Raw genomic sequence first — 14,388 nt, 5'->3', positions numbered from 1 at the left:
CCGTCCGGTTCCCGCGATTATGTCTTTGATCAAAAGGAAGCCCGGGTGATTGCTTGATTCTTAACCGGTCTGCGTCTCAAAACGATCAGGTTGACGAAAAAGTACCGGTAGTTGGATGAGCGCGAGCTTTTGATCTTAAATAGTCCGGTGGATCAGAACGCTGATTCCGATGAATTAAGCTTGATTGATATCATTTTTGCTGCCGAAGATGTTCCCATTAGCGCGGAGGACACGGTTTTTATCCGGGAAGCCCTCTCGTTGTTAATGCCACAAGAACAAATGGTGGTTAGGCAACGATCCTGGATGGATTTACTGAACGGAAAACGGCTAGGGAACTGGGAGTGTAGCAACCTGTAGTCCATCGCATAAAAAATCGCGCGTTGAACAAATTACATCATTTTATCCTGGACGAGCCCACCGCCAAGTAGAAACTCATCCAGGACGGACAATCATCCCGTACCCGAAGGTAGGGAGTTGTTGTTACTTAGTGTAATGCCTCTTACTTATTAAGTAAAGGGGCAACTAAAAAATCAATAAACAGCCACTGGCATTTTCATTTTTTTCCTACAATAACCGGATTCTCTCCCTATTTGATAATACCCGCCTGCACATGAACAAGAGGAATAAAAATATTATCGACAATCTCTTCTATGACTTCGTCGGATACGGGCTCCAGCTTTGTAATCAGCTCGTACTGCAGCAGATCCAACGGCAACGAGATGATCCGGGGCGTTAGCTTCTCAAGGCTTATTTCACCGCGAAGTTCCGCGTTTTTCAAAATCGCCGCCATAGCCGCCGTCAGCTTGCTCTCTGATCTACGCTCAATGATTTGCGGCATGAATGAGATTATACTGCGCCACACCACCGGTTCCATAATAAGCCCCCTGATCGTCTGCACGCCAATTATTCTCAGCGGTTCAACACGCGCATGCAGATAAGCACACAGATCACTGCGCAGGCTACCTGTGTTTGGAATATCATTTGTAATTTTCGGCAAATATTTATGTATGGCGGCAATCGCAAGCTCCGTCTTATTGTCCCAACGGCGATAAAGGACGGCCTTATTTGTCCCCGCCCGCGTTGCGACGCTTTTCATCGTCATATCCGTATAGCCGGTTTCGGAGAGCTCCTCCCATGCGGCATGCAGGATCGCCTCTTCCAAAATTTCTCCGCGACGGCGCGTACCCTTCTTTCGTTCATCCACTTTTATTTTCCTCCGAGTCTCAACAATAAATGTACCTATGCTGTAGAAAAGCACATAAAAAACTCCAGGTTTCCTATTGACGAAGATTTATATTTATTATATCATAGCCATATTAGGAAACCCAGCGTTTCCTAATATGGCTATGATAGGAGTTTGCTAATGAATACAGAGAATGTAAAACCGGCAAAAGAAAAACTCGATCCGATCGTGCTCAGAGCTGCTATTGTTCTGCTTGTCGGTGCGCTTGCGCCACTGTTTGATTCAACGATGGTCAATGTGGCCATCCATACAATTGCATCCGATATGAAAACAGCCATTTCCACCGTACAGTGGGTCACGACAGGATACGTTCTGGCGATGGGGTTGGTCATCCCGATTTCGGGGTGGGCCACCAAACGGTTTGGCTGCAAACAATCCTACATCTTTTCATTGGTGCTTTTTTTAATTGGCTCCGTATGCTCTATATTATCATGGAACATAGAAAGCCTGATTGTTTTTCGGGTCATTCAGGGTGTCGGCGCCGGGTTACTCATGCCGGTATTGCAAACGAAGCTTGTGCAAGTATCCGGCGGACGCAATCTCGGTCAGACCATGTCCATCATCAGCATTCCCGCTCTGCTCGGGCCGATCCTGGGCCCGGTGCTAGGAGGAATTATCGTCAGCAGTGCGAGCTGGCGCGCTATATTTTGGGTTAATATTCCGATTTGCATCGTGGCGATCCCGTTAGCCATATGGGGGATACCGGCCGACAAGCATGTGGAAAAGAACGCGTCCATTGATGTGATCGGTATGGTTTTGCTTTCCCCCGCGTTTGCCCTTCTGATCTACGGCATTGCTCAGGTGGCGACGCACGGAGGATTGAACAACAGCGCGGTCTATGTTCCTCTTATCATCGGCGTCGTTTTGATGGCTGCTTATGTCGTCTATGCTCTAAATACAAAACGGGAACCGGCTCTGAATCTGCGGCTGTTTAAATCTGTCAATTTTTCCGCTTCCAATATCCTGCTAATTTTCAGCGGGATTATCACGAACGGGGCTTTGCTAATGCTGCCGCTCTATTATCAGGAGGTGCGCGGAGCAAGCGCCCTGTACGCCGGATTGTGGTTGCTTCCGCAAGGCATAGGTATGCTGCTCACCAGAAGCTGGGCTGGAAAAACAGCCGACCGTAACGGCTCGCGCAATGTTGTGCTGCTAAGCCTCGCCGCCATTGCCATCGGTACACTGCCGTTTGCTTTTGCGGATACGGATACGAATATGATTCTTTTGGCTAGCGCCTTATTGATCAGAGGGGCGGGGCTTGGCGGTTTGTTTATTGCAATCATGGCATCCGCCCTCATTGGACTTCAAAGAGAGCAAGTTCCCCACGCAAGTATCTCCACGAGGATCTTCCAGACCATCGGCGGTGCTTTTGGGTCGGCCATTCTAGCGACCGTCGCTCAGCACCAAATGGCGGGCCACACCGATACCGACCTTCATGCGATTGCCCATGCATATGACGTCTCATTCTGGTGGGCAATTGGTTTTACCGTAATTGCCGCGATCCCCACGCTGTTCTTGAAGATGCATAAAAAATCGGGATCGGAAACGCCCCCGCAAGAAAAATAATAGGTGAATAATAAAAAGTTAAAGAAAACTACACCATGTAGACAGCAACCACAATGTGGATAATACTGCCCATATGTTTTTTCAAAAAGATTTAGAAAAGGAGGTTGCATTACCTACCGGAAAAGCACATTTACACAGTAGACGCAAGTATGTGTTACGTTGTTCTATATTCTTTCTTCGGCCGGAATTATATCTTCAGCCGCAGATGGTATTATCTCTGTCGCAACCCGAGCAAATGACGAGATATTCGTAGTATCTTGTTTAGATGTACCATTTGTCGCTCTGCTTTGGAATAACTTTTCAGCCGAATGTCAAATCTTTCACACCTCTTTTCAATACGTTAATTATACTTATGTTCAAGACTCCCAAGCATTGATTTTCCTTAAATTTTCTAATCTGTGGAATTAGGATTAAGTACAATTTTAGTAATAATGAACTCTACTGATTCTTGTGGTTGTTGAATTGTAATATCATAGGATCCTAAATGCGGAACAAGCATTTTATAAGTCAGTTTTGAGGCATGCGAAGGATTGTTCAAAGAATCATCCTTTGGATTAATCAGTTTTATGACGACACCATCTTTGTTTTCAGCTGTATTTCCGGATTTTTTAAAGCTATACAACATATTTTCTTTAGTTGAGATATTTTCCGGAACTAAATTGCTAATTACAACTTGGAGAACAGAAAAAGGCTCCATTCTCCAAGGTTGGCGCCCTCCACGATCTTCCCATTCTTGATAAGTAAGCAAAGGAACAGAAGATACATCTCCTGTTTCATAGTGTATAAGTTCTTTGATAGGTGATTTAAGTTTATCATCTGGAATTGAATAGAGGACTATTGGACTAGGTATAAACTTGTTAGTCTGCGCGATAGATCGCTCATTAATTGAAGTATTAGCATTCGAGATATTGCCACCACAGCCGTTTAAAAAAAGAACAGAAGCAAAACAAATCGGCAAAACCCAAGGTTTCAAGATTTTCCCCCCTACTTCACTTGTCATTGTATAAAAAAAACATATACACGACAATAGTAAATCTACGACAGATTCAAAGACTATACAAGCTGAAGAAAATTTATAAATAAGCCTTTTTTATAGATAAGCTTGATCATCCATCCCAGCAACGATTAGAAAAATTGCTTGCTTTAGTCATTCAAGCAAACAAAGCAAACCGGTCTCATTTCTTGTTGCTCCGGTGGCAAAACAGAAATCCATCCGTTAATCAGAAATTTCCACCTAATATCGTTATTAACTCGAAAAGTCATTAAAATAAATTTTATTCGTTTTAAATTCCCCGCCTTTAAAAGAACAATCTATAACAAACCCGCCGCCAGGCAACGCCCCCCCCAAAACCACTCTCTGCCAGCACAACTGAATCGGCAACTCAATACTCGTATATAACTTGACCAAGTATTCGTAACAATATTTTCCTTGGTTGCATTACCTACCGAAAAAGCACATTTATACAGTAGACGCAAGTATGTGTTACGTTGTTCCATATAATTTGACTAATAATCCATACTAACAGAGTCGGTATTTGTCCTTATTTGTTCTCTATATTCTAGTAATAGTAATATTGATAAGCCACATTAATATTTATAATGATCCGGTTTACATATTTAAGACTAATTGCATCTTTGATATGTAAAATCATTTGCGAGAAAATTTTTTCCAAAGCAAGTTATCAGAAAGATCCTTTATTTTCTCTTTATATAAAAAAGAGGGGGGGGTTATTTAGCGAACAAGTATGCTTTATTGAAAGCGTGTGCCAGCTCCTTTTGAATTGCCTGCAATACTTGCATGTTTTTTATAGCCACTTATATCAATTGGTACGACGGAGTGTAATTTAATTTCTGGGTTTTTAATAAAACGATATCGTCAGAGTGTACGTTGAATTAATGGGCTGCTGAAGTCTAATTGAGAAAAATAATCAAAGAGATTTTGGAACATTTTTGATTATTATTCGTCTATATAGATAAACTATTAAAAAATTACAAATCATGAAATATTTGTCAAACAACGTGGGTGTACTAAAATTATAAGCTTCGAGACATGTGATGTATCATGTCTAGCCAAGTTAACCGCCAGTGTTCATGTAACCTACCTGTTTCTTGTAGTGGTAGTCACTGAAGAGATTGTCTTTCTGTTAATATCGCTGCGGGGAGCTTTAAAATGAGGATTGTTCCGCTTTGCATCCTTAACAGCTTACTGGTGGCGGCTTCCTCCATAATGAGTTGGCAAGTGATCCAATTATTTAGCGATTCTAAAAAAATGAGGGGAGGCTGAATGCTGTTGAAGAGGAAATTAAAGTTTCATGAGCTGGTTGCCAGGGCTAAAAATGGCGATAGAAAAGCTTTTATTCAACTGGTTGGTCAGCTAAATCCAGCGATTAAAAAGTATAGCCATTGGTCAAGGCATTATAATGAATGCTATTCGGATTTGATTTTTGGGTTAATGAATGCTATTCATAAGTATCCGGCTTGATTTTGAGTGTCACAACCTGTCGTCCATCGCATAAAAAACCGCGCGTTAAACAAGTTGCATCATCTTATCCTGGACGAGCCCACCGCCAAGTAGAGACTCGTCCAGGACGGACAATCATCCCGTACCCAAAGGCAAGGAAAGATGCCTTATTTTATTCCTTCCTCGCCTTGGATGCAAGGGGAAAAATGAATAAAAGAGGAGAATGATAATTATGGCATATCCGTATGGGGAACCACCAGAGAGACCCTCGCTGGTACAAACCCAAGTTGCATCGGGTTTTGCGACCAACATTCGTTTTAGACCGGCATTGGTACTCAGCTACATATCTTGACCAAGTTAGCCAGATTAAGTATGCGTTTGAACCCCAATACCAATAGAAACATTTTTCCATAATAAAGAAGATGCTTATTAGTACCTCTAATAACGTTAGATAACAATATACGGCTGAAACTATATAACTCCTGTACATTAAATAAACGACTGTATATTGCTCTCCATAGACTGCGATCTGAACATAAGATTCAATTCAAAAGAGGCCAGTGAATTTTTGATCCACAACCACTGATACCCTAACTGAACAAAATCCTCTTCTTTCAACTTATTAAGCATACACGGGTTACGGATGAACAATCCGTATTAATAATCAATGCCAGGTCGCCATGTGAAAGGTCATTAAATACTGCAAAGCTGTTCTTTAATCCAACGAGTGACTAAGCCATTTAGCTTTAATCCCTTTCCAAAACAAACCCCTTCTATTTCCTCATGCATGACATTATGCCTGACAATATGCTCAATAATATCCTCATTCCAAACAAATTGCAAAATTTGCATCATAGATTACTACCATTTTTCGCTGACTTAATATTTCTAATTGTAAATGTTATTGTACCATCCCCTATATTTATTGGTAGTCCGGAAAAACGCCAATAATTAGATACACAGCGTGAAAAGGGAGGCCACGTCCAAGAAGTAGAACAGGCTGCCAAGGCTAAAAGTGGGCACTAGGAAAGCTTTTATTCAACTGGTTGGTTAGCTAAATCCGGCGATTAAAAAGTATAGTTCGTTGGTCAAGGCATTATAATAAATGCGATTCATAGGTATCCGGTTGATTTTAGTTTTAAAAAAGGATAAAAATTAAACCTAAAAAAGAAATTTTTTTGGAAGAAAGGGGTATCAAAAAGGTCCTCTTTTTTCTCTTTATATAGTAAGAGGGTAATTTCAATTTTAGTAAAAGGGGGTGTGAAAATGAACTATACTTGATGATGCTTTATTGCCGTCCGGTTCCCGCGATTATGTCTTTGATCCGAAGGAAGCTCGGGCGATTGCTTGGTTCTTAACCGGTCTGCGTCGCGAGGCGATCAGGTTGGCGAAAAAGTACCGGCAGTTGGATGAACGCGAGCTTTTAATCTTGGATGGTCCGGCGGAGCAGAACGCTGATTCCGATGCATTGAGTTTGATTGATACGATCTTTACCGCCGAAGATGTTTCCAATAGCGCGGAAGACGCGGTTTTTATCCAGAAAGCCCTCTCGTTGTTAACGCCACAAGAACAAATGGTGATTAAAGCAACGATCCTGGATGGATTTACCGAACGGGAGACGGCTAGGGAACTGGAAGTGTCACAACCTGTAGTCCATCGCATAAAAAACCGCGCGTTAAACAAGTTGCATCATTTTATCCTGGACGAGCCCACCGCCAAGTAGAAACTCATCCAGGACGGACAATCATCCCGCACCCGAAGGCAGGGAGTTGTTGTTACTTAGCGTAATGCTTCCTGCTTATCAAGTAAAGGGGGCAACTAAAAAACAAATAGGCGAGGAGGAATTTCCCAATGGCAGGAGCATGTTTAGATAACAAAAGTCAATTTAAGGGGCTGGATAGCGTTGATTTACTTGCTCGTTGTATCTACTCTGAAGCCGAAGATCAATCGTTGACTGGAAAAAGAGGTGTTTACTGGGTTGTAGTAAACCGAAAAGCAAAGAACAGCAGTGAGTTCGGTGGAAATACTGTGGCCGGCGTTATATTAAAAGATGGGGCATTTGCAGGTATGGATCGAAGCGAAGCACTTTGTCCTGACACCGGCAGTAGTGCATGGAGTAAATCTCTAAGCATAGCTCAAAACGGTGGAGCGAACCCGATTGGTAATTGTCTCTGGTTTAATGCCAACTGGTTATATGAAGAGCGCATAAGTTATCCCAATGGCAATAAGCATTACACATTTCCTGATCCTGGTAGCAAACCTAAAAAAGTAATTGAAGAGGTTGTTATTCAAGATCACACATTTTTTCGTGTAGAAGGTTATTAAATATCAATAGAAAGCAAAAAAGCAGCTCTGAAGAAAACCTTTTTGGAGCTGCTTTTTTTTGCCCCATTCGAATTCGGTTAAGTTTTACATATTCCATCATCATCCAGTTGGATGCAATATGCAGCGGGGCACCCGCTGTGGTGGGATGATGGGAAATAATGGCTCTTGATTCTAAATTAATGCTTACATTTCGCAACTCCTATTTCAATCTTCAATTACATCTGGATAGTTAGTTTTATCCATGTCTTTAATAGTAATATTCCTTACTTTAAGATCTGGACCATATTCAACTATAGCTACCACAACATACCAAGTCGTAGCAATACTTCCTGGTACAATTGCATAAATATTATTGTTGTGCAATTGATAATTTACAATGCCTCCAAAACCAACACCTTTATTCCAAACCCCAGCATCCGATTCATTATAAGTCTTTTCAATTTTTTTATCATCCCACTCTACGACCACGTTTACTTTGCCGTTATTTTTAGAGATTTTAGAACCCACTTTTTTATATATAGCATCAAAGGGATTCTCAACTCCAGGGATAATCTCAGTCAAATTCTCTCTATTCAAAACATGAATTTCCTCTAAATGAACTCCTGTTCCGGTCCCTGTTGTTAGAATAACCACAATTTCCTTTCTACCATCCTTATTCACATCCGTAATGTGAGCAATTGGAACGTACGTTGGATTAGATGTATTAACCCAGGGAAAGGTTTTGCTTTTACACTCGGTCTGTACGGTAATTTCTTTGAACATACCGCCTTCCGATTGTTTATTCGCAAGCAATACAACGTCATCGGTTTTAGCAAGTTCCATTTGGTTCTCCTTTGCCTCCGATGAAGTCTGTTCTGTAACCGGCGCCGATTCAGTGTTATTATTGACTTCAGGTTTATTGGTGCTTTCTCCACAACCTGCAACCACCAGCATTAATGCGCAAATTAGTAAAGCTTTTCTGAACACCATTTTCACCCCAGCATTTTTTAATTCACAGCATGAGCATCAAATCAGACACATTTAAAAAATAGACGTAAATACGTATTACATTTGTTCCATAAAATTTAACTAATAATCCATTCTACCCGAGCTAGATATTCCCCCTATTTGTTTTCCATATTCTAATAATTATTGAACAATTAAATATAAAAGTTCCCCCTGTGGACAACCCTACGGATTGACACACAAGGCTTGGAAGCTTTTATTCAACTGCTCGGTCAGCTAAATCCGGCGATTTAAAAGTATAGTTCGTTGGTCAAGGCATTATAATAAATGCGATTCATGAGTATCCGGTTGATTTTAGCTTTAGGAAAGGATAAAAATTAAACCTAAAAAGAATTTTTTTTTGGAAGAAGGGGGTATCAAAAAGGCCCTCTTTTTTCTCTTTATATAGTAAGAGGGTAATTTCAATTTTAGTAAAAGGGGGTGTGAAAATGAACTATACTTGACGATGTTTTATTACCGTCCGGTTCCCGCGATTATGTCTTTGATCCAAAGGAAGTTCAGGCGATTGCTTGGTTCTTAACCGGTCTGCGTCGCGAAGCGATCAGGTTGGCGAAAAAGTACCGGCAGTTGGATGAGCGCGAGCTTTTAATCTTGGATGGTCCGGCGAAGCAGAACGCTGATTCCGATGCATTGAGTTTGATTGATACGATCTTTGCCGCCGAAGATGTTTCCAATAGCGCGGAAGACGCGGTTTTTATCCAGAAAGCCCTCTCGTTGTTAACGCCACAAGAACAAATGGTGATTAAATCAACGATCCTGGATGGATTTACCGAACGGGAGACGGCTAGGGAACTGGAAGTGTCACAACCTGTAGTCCATCGCATAAAAAACCGCGCGTTAAACAAGTTGCATCATTTTATCCTGGACGAGCCCACCGCCAAGTAGAAACTCATCCAGGACGGACAATCATCCCGTAACCGAAGGCAAGGGAGTTAAAGTACAATCTTGTATTGCTTTACTTAACAGAAGCTGTGAAGAATCTTGGTCTAACCTAACAAGTCACAGTTAAAAAACTTAGAAAACAATATCGAAAAAAGTAGCCGTTAAAGATGTCCCTTAACCGCTGGCAAGTTACAGAACATAAACCTCATTTAAATTTGCATAAGAAAGGATGAAAAAAATGAGTTATAATCCAGGAGGATGTGTAGGAAGTACCTATAACCATAATTATTCATCATGTCATTTCACCACGAACAGTATGCCTGGACACATTAATTCAGCTGCACATAATAAAGGCATTAATCCAGCAACACTAGCGACTATAGCTTCTCTTGAAACTCTATCCGGATCTGGAGCCGGTGGAATAAACGTAGGATGTGACCCCTGCAATACCAGCGGAGCTGGCGTTTGTCAAATCGGCAAAGCCATGTTCGATAAATGGAATGCTTGGTGTAACAATAAATACACTTGGTGTTCCTCAATTTGCGGAAGTAACTATTATAACAATCTAGCCATTTGTGCTACGTTTCTAAGCGCAGCGTTCAAAAAACTAAAAAGCCTTGGGAATAATAACCAGATTCAAATGATGGCTATGGCAGCGACAGCCTGGAACGGCAACTATTGTGGACATTCCAATAATGCTTTCTACCCTTGGTCAGGACAAACGGGTTATTATCTCCCTGAATCTGATCAACTTACGCAATATGGGGCGTCCGCGGGAGCTCTGTTTAACGGATCCGGACAGGTAGGAAAAGGAGTTCTCGACACAAGCATTAGCCTATCCTAAAAATAGCGTCAGGTAATTTCATCCTCTGATGGTGCCGTGTTGGCGGCATGGTGGTCTATAATAGATTCACCAATCAAAAGAGCACTGTTAATCTTTATGCCCGGCAGATTTGCAATACTTTTGGTGACCTAGCTAATGGAATTGCCATTGCGAATTAGCCATCGGCATAGTTTTACAAAGTACAAGGAAATTTAGGGAAGTTCTACAAAGAGAAAGTTTAAAAACCAATTTTGATAGGTTATTAGGCTTTCTCTCTTGTTATGGTATCCCATTTAAAAACCGCAAATTTTTTGCAGAAGTAAATCCGAACGAGGTAGAGTATGAAGCCTTACTGGACTACCACTCACTCATTTCACATTTTCGCCACCTATATATGCCATACTACGCCAAATTTGAATAGCTTCCTTTGGATCGCCACTCCAATTAAAACAATACCATGTAGAGTCGTTAGCTTTCCAGTAAATTTCTGTAAGTGGATGATTGGCGCCAGTGTAAATAAAACTCAATTTTCCAGGAAGAGCTAAAAAACCTTGATCGTTTTTACCTAAGGTATTGACGATTTGATGTGCGTAATCAACAGTGCTGCCAGAACCATTACCCGGGGATGCCGTTACGAAAAAACACCATTTATCAGTTTTCCAAATGATTGCATTACTACCAACAACATTGGGATACCCATCGGCTAGAAATTCCTTGCCTTTTATTCCGTTTGGAAGATTAATGGAGTTAATTCCTATATTTTCACTCTCGAACTGTTTTTTTAATGGTGATTCATCAGGTTGCCTAACGTTACCAGAAAGTATTCCGGCTTCGTAAGCCACTCCCTTTCTTGATAGTAAGCCTTTGCCGATTTCTATAGTAAAATTATTTTTCCCTGTTTTGAGATTGAGGGACCATTTCATATCTTTAACATTAGGGGAGGGAAAATAAGTAGGTAAAAAAATAGGGAAATCGCTAGTTTTTAATAACTCTTCAGAAATAGTTTGAAATGGCGGAGCTAATTTGGAGGGTGAGGTAAGACTCAGCTCTTCCGGCCATTTTTTTGATTGTATAGCCTGGCTTAGTACTTGATCTTGCGCTTGTGCCGGGCTATTTTTTATCTGGTCAATACTACTTGTTTTTGGATTACTTGAACAACCAGAAGCGCCAATTACTACCGAAAGGACTAATAGAACAATTAATTTTTCCTTATTCAATTTACCCATGGGCAATAAGAGACCTCCTTTTGTTTTTCTATTTAATGCACGCCATTCGGGTTAGCTCTAAAGAAGAACTAAGAGGGAGAAGCCCTGCTTAATTTTAAATAGGTCCGTCTACTGAAGTGCTGAGAAAGAAAACATGTATTCACTTTATTCACCGTCTTTAAAATCATATTGAACATCTATAATTTTAAATTTGTTATCAATATAATCATAAGTAAGAGTTAAATCTCCAGCATAACTTGTTATAAACAAACTTAATCCAACTCGCACTGCAATCTTTCCAGAAATCACATCATAGTCCAATATGTTTCCACATTGCACATCATCTTTCGATGGTATTTCATTAGTGTATAATTTTTCTTGAGATATATTGGTTGTGCCAATTATCTTATCCTTTTTCTTAACTACGAAATTGTAATTATCTTTGTTGCATTTATTGATCTCAAATGAAATATTTTTGTCAATATAATCTATTGGATCTTCATGGTTGCCAGCAAATATTTCATTAGGCTTATTGTTTTCAAAAGAGTAAACATAACCTTCTGTTACATATATATTGGTTCCGCCACCCAAAACATTCTTAATAAATATATCTATATTATTGTCATGGTTAAAATCACCAAGCTTCAGCACAGCACCCACGGAATATTCAGCAGGCAAAGGATATCTTTCGTTATCGATTAACAAAGCGGGTTGTTTACAGGTAGAACCATCTTTTGGGTGCTTATTTTCACAAATTATTTTTACATTATTGAAACCTATAGACAGCTCATTATTTTCAAAGGTACTATGATCAGATATTTCTTCCTTTTGATGCAAAGCATTATTATTTTTTAACGCTTGGTTATCAATAGTAGATGAGCATCCAGTAATAATGATAATTAAAAGAAATACGGACAAAGAAAATAAACCCCTCATATAATATCTCCCTTAATAATCTTCAATTATCTTTAAATACCTTCGTTTTTCTTAGTTTTTCAATTTGTGCTTGGAGAGCTCGTCTCTTGTTATTTACATCAATGTGTAATTCTGGATGATGGCGTGTGACCTTCACCAAGGCCGCGTGTTTTTTGTATTGTGGCCAGTGGGATTCCACACCATCTCCCGGCAGCAAACCTCCCATGTCTTCCTGGGTCTCCGCCCGAAATTCCTTCGTCCTGCCTATCCAAGAGGTGGAACGTCAGTCATGCTCCTTAACCGGGTCTTTGCCCTAATGGAAAAATTCAACCTGACTGTCCCGGCTCTCCGTTCTCAAGGTGCGTTATAAAGCATGTGGATAATGTTTGGGTCATTCACATCATCGTCTGGATGGGCTGCGGCACTCTCCACTCGGCGATGATGTGCTTATGTTGTTTCTATGTTTTGTTAGGATGTCTCTACGTCTTTATGCGGCTGTTTTCACCGACTGTTGAATATCGCCCATCATCTTCTCCGGATTGTAATCAACGCCCTTGCTGAGAATGGCGTAGAATACACGGATGAGTTTTCCACAGAGGGCAACAATGGATTGCATCTTGTTTAGCGGGTTCTTTTCCCTGGTCAGGTTGCGGTGGTGCAGTTCCCTAAACTCCGGATTCTTGCCCAGGATGGCGATCATGGTCATGAACAGCCCATGTCGTAACCGCTTCCGTCCCCGGTGACTGATGGTGGTCTTTCCTTTGTGCTTGCCGGAACTGTTCTCTACCAGGTTGAAGCCGGCCAGCTTTTGTATCTGCCGTGGGTCTTCGAACCTGTGGATATCACCGGTTTCACCGACAAAGGTTGTGGCTGTAACCAAACCAACTCCCTTGATGCCCAAGAGTTTGACTGCGTTCGGAACTTGAAGCAACAGTTCCAATATCAGTTGTTCCAAGCGTTCAAGCTGTACACAGTACAATTCGTACTCAGCAAGCAGGTTCTGCAAGCTGGCTTCTGAAGCTACATGGCCGTTGGTTCTGCCAATGCTGTTGGTTGCAGCTTTTACCAGCGCTTGTGCTCTTTTTATGCCCACAGAGCGCTTTACAACTGTCCTCCAGGTGGCCAGTATTTTGTCCGCGCCGGCTTCCAAAACCTTGGCTGGTGTAGAATATATCCGAAGCGTCAGAAGCGCCGTTTTTCCTGTCCATTTCTTGAATACACCGTCAAACTCTGGAAACCGGATATCCAGCCAGCGAACAACCCTGTTGTGGATAGCAGTTAGCTGCTTTTGCAGCCGCTCTCTTTCATCCACCGCTTCCCGTAGTTCTTGATAGATCTTGTCCGGGATGTACACCTCCCGGTAACGCCCGTCTTTCACCAGCATGGCGATTGTCTTCGGGTCCTTGCGGTCATTCTTGGTGGGGCTGTTGTCATCCAGTTCCTTGGTGCGTTTGACATGGAATGGGTTGACTATGGCCAGTTTATGGCCTTGGCGCTTGAGATGGTCACCCAATGAAAACCAGTAATGTCCAGTGGGCTCAAAGCCGGCGATGATTTCCGACTTTCCTTGCTGCTTGCAAATGTCCTGCATCCATCGGTCCAGGAGTTTAAATCCTTCCGCCGTGTTGCTGAATTTCAGCAGCTTACCCAGTTCAATCCCTCTGTAATCAAAGGCTCTGGCGTAGTGGGTTTCTTTCCCAATGTCGATTCCGACTACCAAGGTTTCAATTCTGATTTGCATAATCTTCTCGTTTTGTGTACGCTTCATGTAGAGGCGCCTCCTCAATTTTGGTTTTGTGCCTTCTTTTGCGGGATTAGCACATTACCATTGTATTGATGGGCGTCTCTTTTTTCAAAGGTCGTTTTTAATGATTACAGGAATGCTCCTTCCATCAAGAATCTCATCCACTAAATGAGAATCAGCAACTTGTTAACCCGTTTAGGTGGAGCCCCACCACCAGGC

The 14,388-nt window shown here is 41.5% G+C and carries 14 protein-coding genes; 7 read left to right on the top strand and 7 right to left on the bottom strand.

Translation table 11 applies throughout. The features are described from left to right. Positions 1–129: 129 nt before the first annotated feature. Positions 130–357 carry a hypothetical protein gene (locus ABDB91_RS02340; RefSeq protein WP_347490017.1) on the top strand — a complete coding sequence of 76 codons (228 nt, stop codon included), beginning with the start codon at positions 130–132 and terminating at the stop codon, positions 355–357. 229 nt (positions 358–586) lie between these two features. Here the strand turns inward: ABDB91_RS02340 and ABDB91_RS02335 are convergent, their stop codons facing one another. Then, complete coding sequence (locus ABDB91_RS02335) at positions 587–1,204, bottom strand: TetR/AcrR family transcriptional regulator (RefSeq protein ID WP_347490015.1); 618 nt, start codon at positions 1,202–1,204, stop codon at positions 587–589. A 159-nt stretch (positions 1,205–1,363) separates the two neighbouring features. On the opposite strand from ABDB91_RS02335, the gene ABDB91_RS02330 reads away from it, so the two are divergent. Beyond that, positions 1,364–2,809: an MDR family MFS transporter gene (locus ABDB91_RS02330; protein WP_347490014.1), complete on the top strand. Its 1,446-nt coding sequence runs from the start codon at positions 1,364–1,366 to the stop codon at positions 2,807–2,809. Positions 2,810–3,200: 391 nt separating this feature from the next. On the opposite strand, the gene ABDB91_RS02325 is transcribed toward ABDB91_RS02330, so the two are convergent. Next, positions 3,201–3,782: a hypothetical protein gene (locus ABDB91_RS02325; protein WP_347490012.1), complete on the bottom strand. Its 582-nt coding sequence runs from the start codon at positions 3,780–3,782 to the stop codon at positions 3,201–3,203. A gap of 1,317 nt (positions 3,783–5,099) precedes the next feature. Here ABDB91_RS02325 and ABDB91_RS02320 point away from each other — a divergent pair. From ABDB91_RS02320 to ABDB91_RS02310, 3 genes are all read left to right on the top strand, one after another. Next, the gene (locus tag ABDB91_RS02320) at positions 5,100–5,291 is read left to right on the top strand and encodes a helix-turn-helix domain-containing protein (RefSeq protein ID WP_347490011.1); all 192 of its coding nucleotides are present in this window, start codon (positions 5,100–5,102) and stop codon (positions 5,289–5,291) included. Between the two features lie 1,270 nt (positions 5,292–6,561). After that, complete coding sequence (locus ABDB91_RS02315) at positions 6,562–6,993, top strand: sigma-70 family RNA polymerase sigma factor (protein WP_347490010.1); 432 nt, start codon at positions 6,562–6,564, stop codon at positions 6,991–6,993. Positions 6,994–7,121: 128 nt separating this feature from the next. Further along, positions 7,122–7,595, top strand: coding sequence for a cell wall hydrolase (locus ABDB91_RS02310; protein ID WP_347490009.1), 474 nt, complete (start codon positions 7,122–7,124; stop codon positions 7,593–7,595). A 204-nt stretch (positions 7,596–7,799) separates the two neighbouring features. Here ABDB91_RS02310 and ABDB91_RS02305 read toward each other — a convergent pair whose 3' ends face one another. Beyond that, a complete protein-coding gene (locus ABDB91_RS02305; protein ID WP_347490008.1) occupies positions 7,800–8,564 on the bottom strand; it encodes a hypothetical protein in 765 nt (254 codons plus the stop codon). 471 nt (positions 8,565–9,035) lie between these two features. On the opposite strand from ABDB91_RS02305, the gene ABDB91_RS02300 reads away from it, so the two are divergent. Both ABDB91_RS02300 and ABDB91_RS02295 read left to right on the top strand, forming a co-directional pair. Next, positions 9,036–9,485 carry a sigma-70 family RNA polymerase sigma factor gene (locus ABDB91_RS02300; protein WP_347491505.1) on the top strand — a complete coding sequence of 150 codons (450 nt, stop codon included), beginning with the start codon at positions 9,036–9,038 and terminating at the stop codon, positions 9,483–9,485. A 235-nt stretch (positions 9,486–9,720) separates the two neighbouring features. Further along, a complete protein-coding gene (locus ABDB91_RS02295) occupies positions 9,721–10,326 on the top strand; it encodes a hypothetical protein (protein ID WP_347490006.1) in 606 nt (201 codons plus the stop codon). A gap of 347 nt (positions 10,327–10,673) precedes the next feature. Here the strand turns inward: ABDB91_RS02295 and ABDB91_RS02290 are convergent, their stop codons facing one another. The 4 genes from ABDB91_RS02290 to ABDB91_RS02275 form a co-directional block, all read right to left on the bottom strand. Further along, entirely contained in the window at positions 10,674–11,537 is an 864-nt protein-coding gene (locus ABDB91_RS02290; RefSeq protein ID WP_347490005.1) for a hypothetical protein, read from the bottom strand. Positions 11,538–11,675: 138 nt separating this feature from the next. Further along, positions 11,676–12,446 (bottom strand): hypothetical protein, encoded by a 771-nt coding sequence (locus ABDB91_RS02285; protein ID WP_347490004.1) that lies wholly within the window; start codon positions 12,444–12,446, stop codon positions 11,676–11,678. 22 nt (positions 12,447–12,468) lie between these two features. Then, positions 12,469–12,651 carry a hypothetical protein gene (locus ABDB91_RS02280; RefSeq protein ID WP_347487748.1) on the bottom strand — a complete coding sequence of 61 codons (183 nt, stop codon included), beginning with the start codon at positions 12,649–12,651 and terminating at the stop codon, positions 12,469–12,471. A gap of 261 nt (positions 12,652–12,912) precedes the next feature. Beyond that, on the bottom strand, positions 12,913–14,193 hold the full coding sequence (locus ABDB91_RS02275; RefSeq protein WP_347487749.1) for an IS110 family transposase: 1,281 nt from the start codon (positions 14,191–14,193) through the stop codon (positions 12,913–12,915). Between the last annotated feature and the right edge of the window lie 195 nt (positions 14,194–14,388).

The organism is Desulfoscipio sp. XC116 (assembly GCF_039851975.1).
Classification (GTDB): domain Bacteria; phylum Bacillota; class Desulfotomaculia; order Desulfotomaculales; family Desulfallaceae; genus Sporotomaculum.
The sequence above is the reverse complement of the archived record's forward strand: the minus strand, read 5'-3'. Positions and strand labels throughout refer to the sequence as shown.

Coding starts and splice junctions, on each gene's coding strand:
- ABDB91_RS02310 (WP_347490009.1), top strand. CDS start 7,122: ATGGCAGGAGCATGTTTAGATAACAAAAGTCAATTTAAGGGGCTGGAT.
- ABDB91_RS02305 (WP_347490008.1), bottom strand. CDS start 8,564: ATGGTGTTCAGAAAAGCTTTACTAATTTGCGCATTAATGCTGGTGGTT.
- ABDB91_RS02275 (WP_347487749.1), bottom strand. CDS start 14,193: ATGAAGCGTACACAAAACGAGAAGATTATGCAAATCAGAATTGAAACC.
- ABDB91_RS02280 (WP_347487748.1), bottom strand. CDS start 12,651: ATGGGAGGTTTGCTGCCGGGAGATGGTGTGGAATCCCACTGGCCACAA.
- ABDB91_RS02295 (WP_347490006.1), top strand. CDS start 9,721: ATGAGTTATAATCCAGGAGGATGTGTAGGAAGTACCTATAACCATAAT.
- ABDB91_RS02285 (WP_347490004.1), bottom strand. CDS start 12,446: ATGAGGGGTTTATTTTCTTTGTCCGTATTTCTTTTAATTATCATTATT.
- ABDB91_RS02330 (WP_347490014.1), top strand. CDS start 1,364: ATGAATACAGAGAATGTAAAACCGGCAAAAGAAAAACTCGATCCGATC.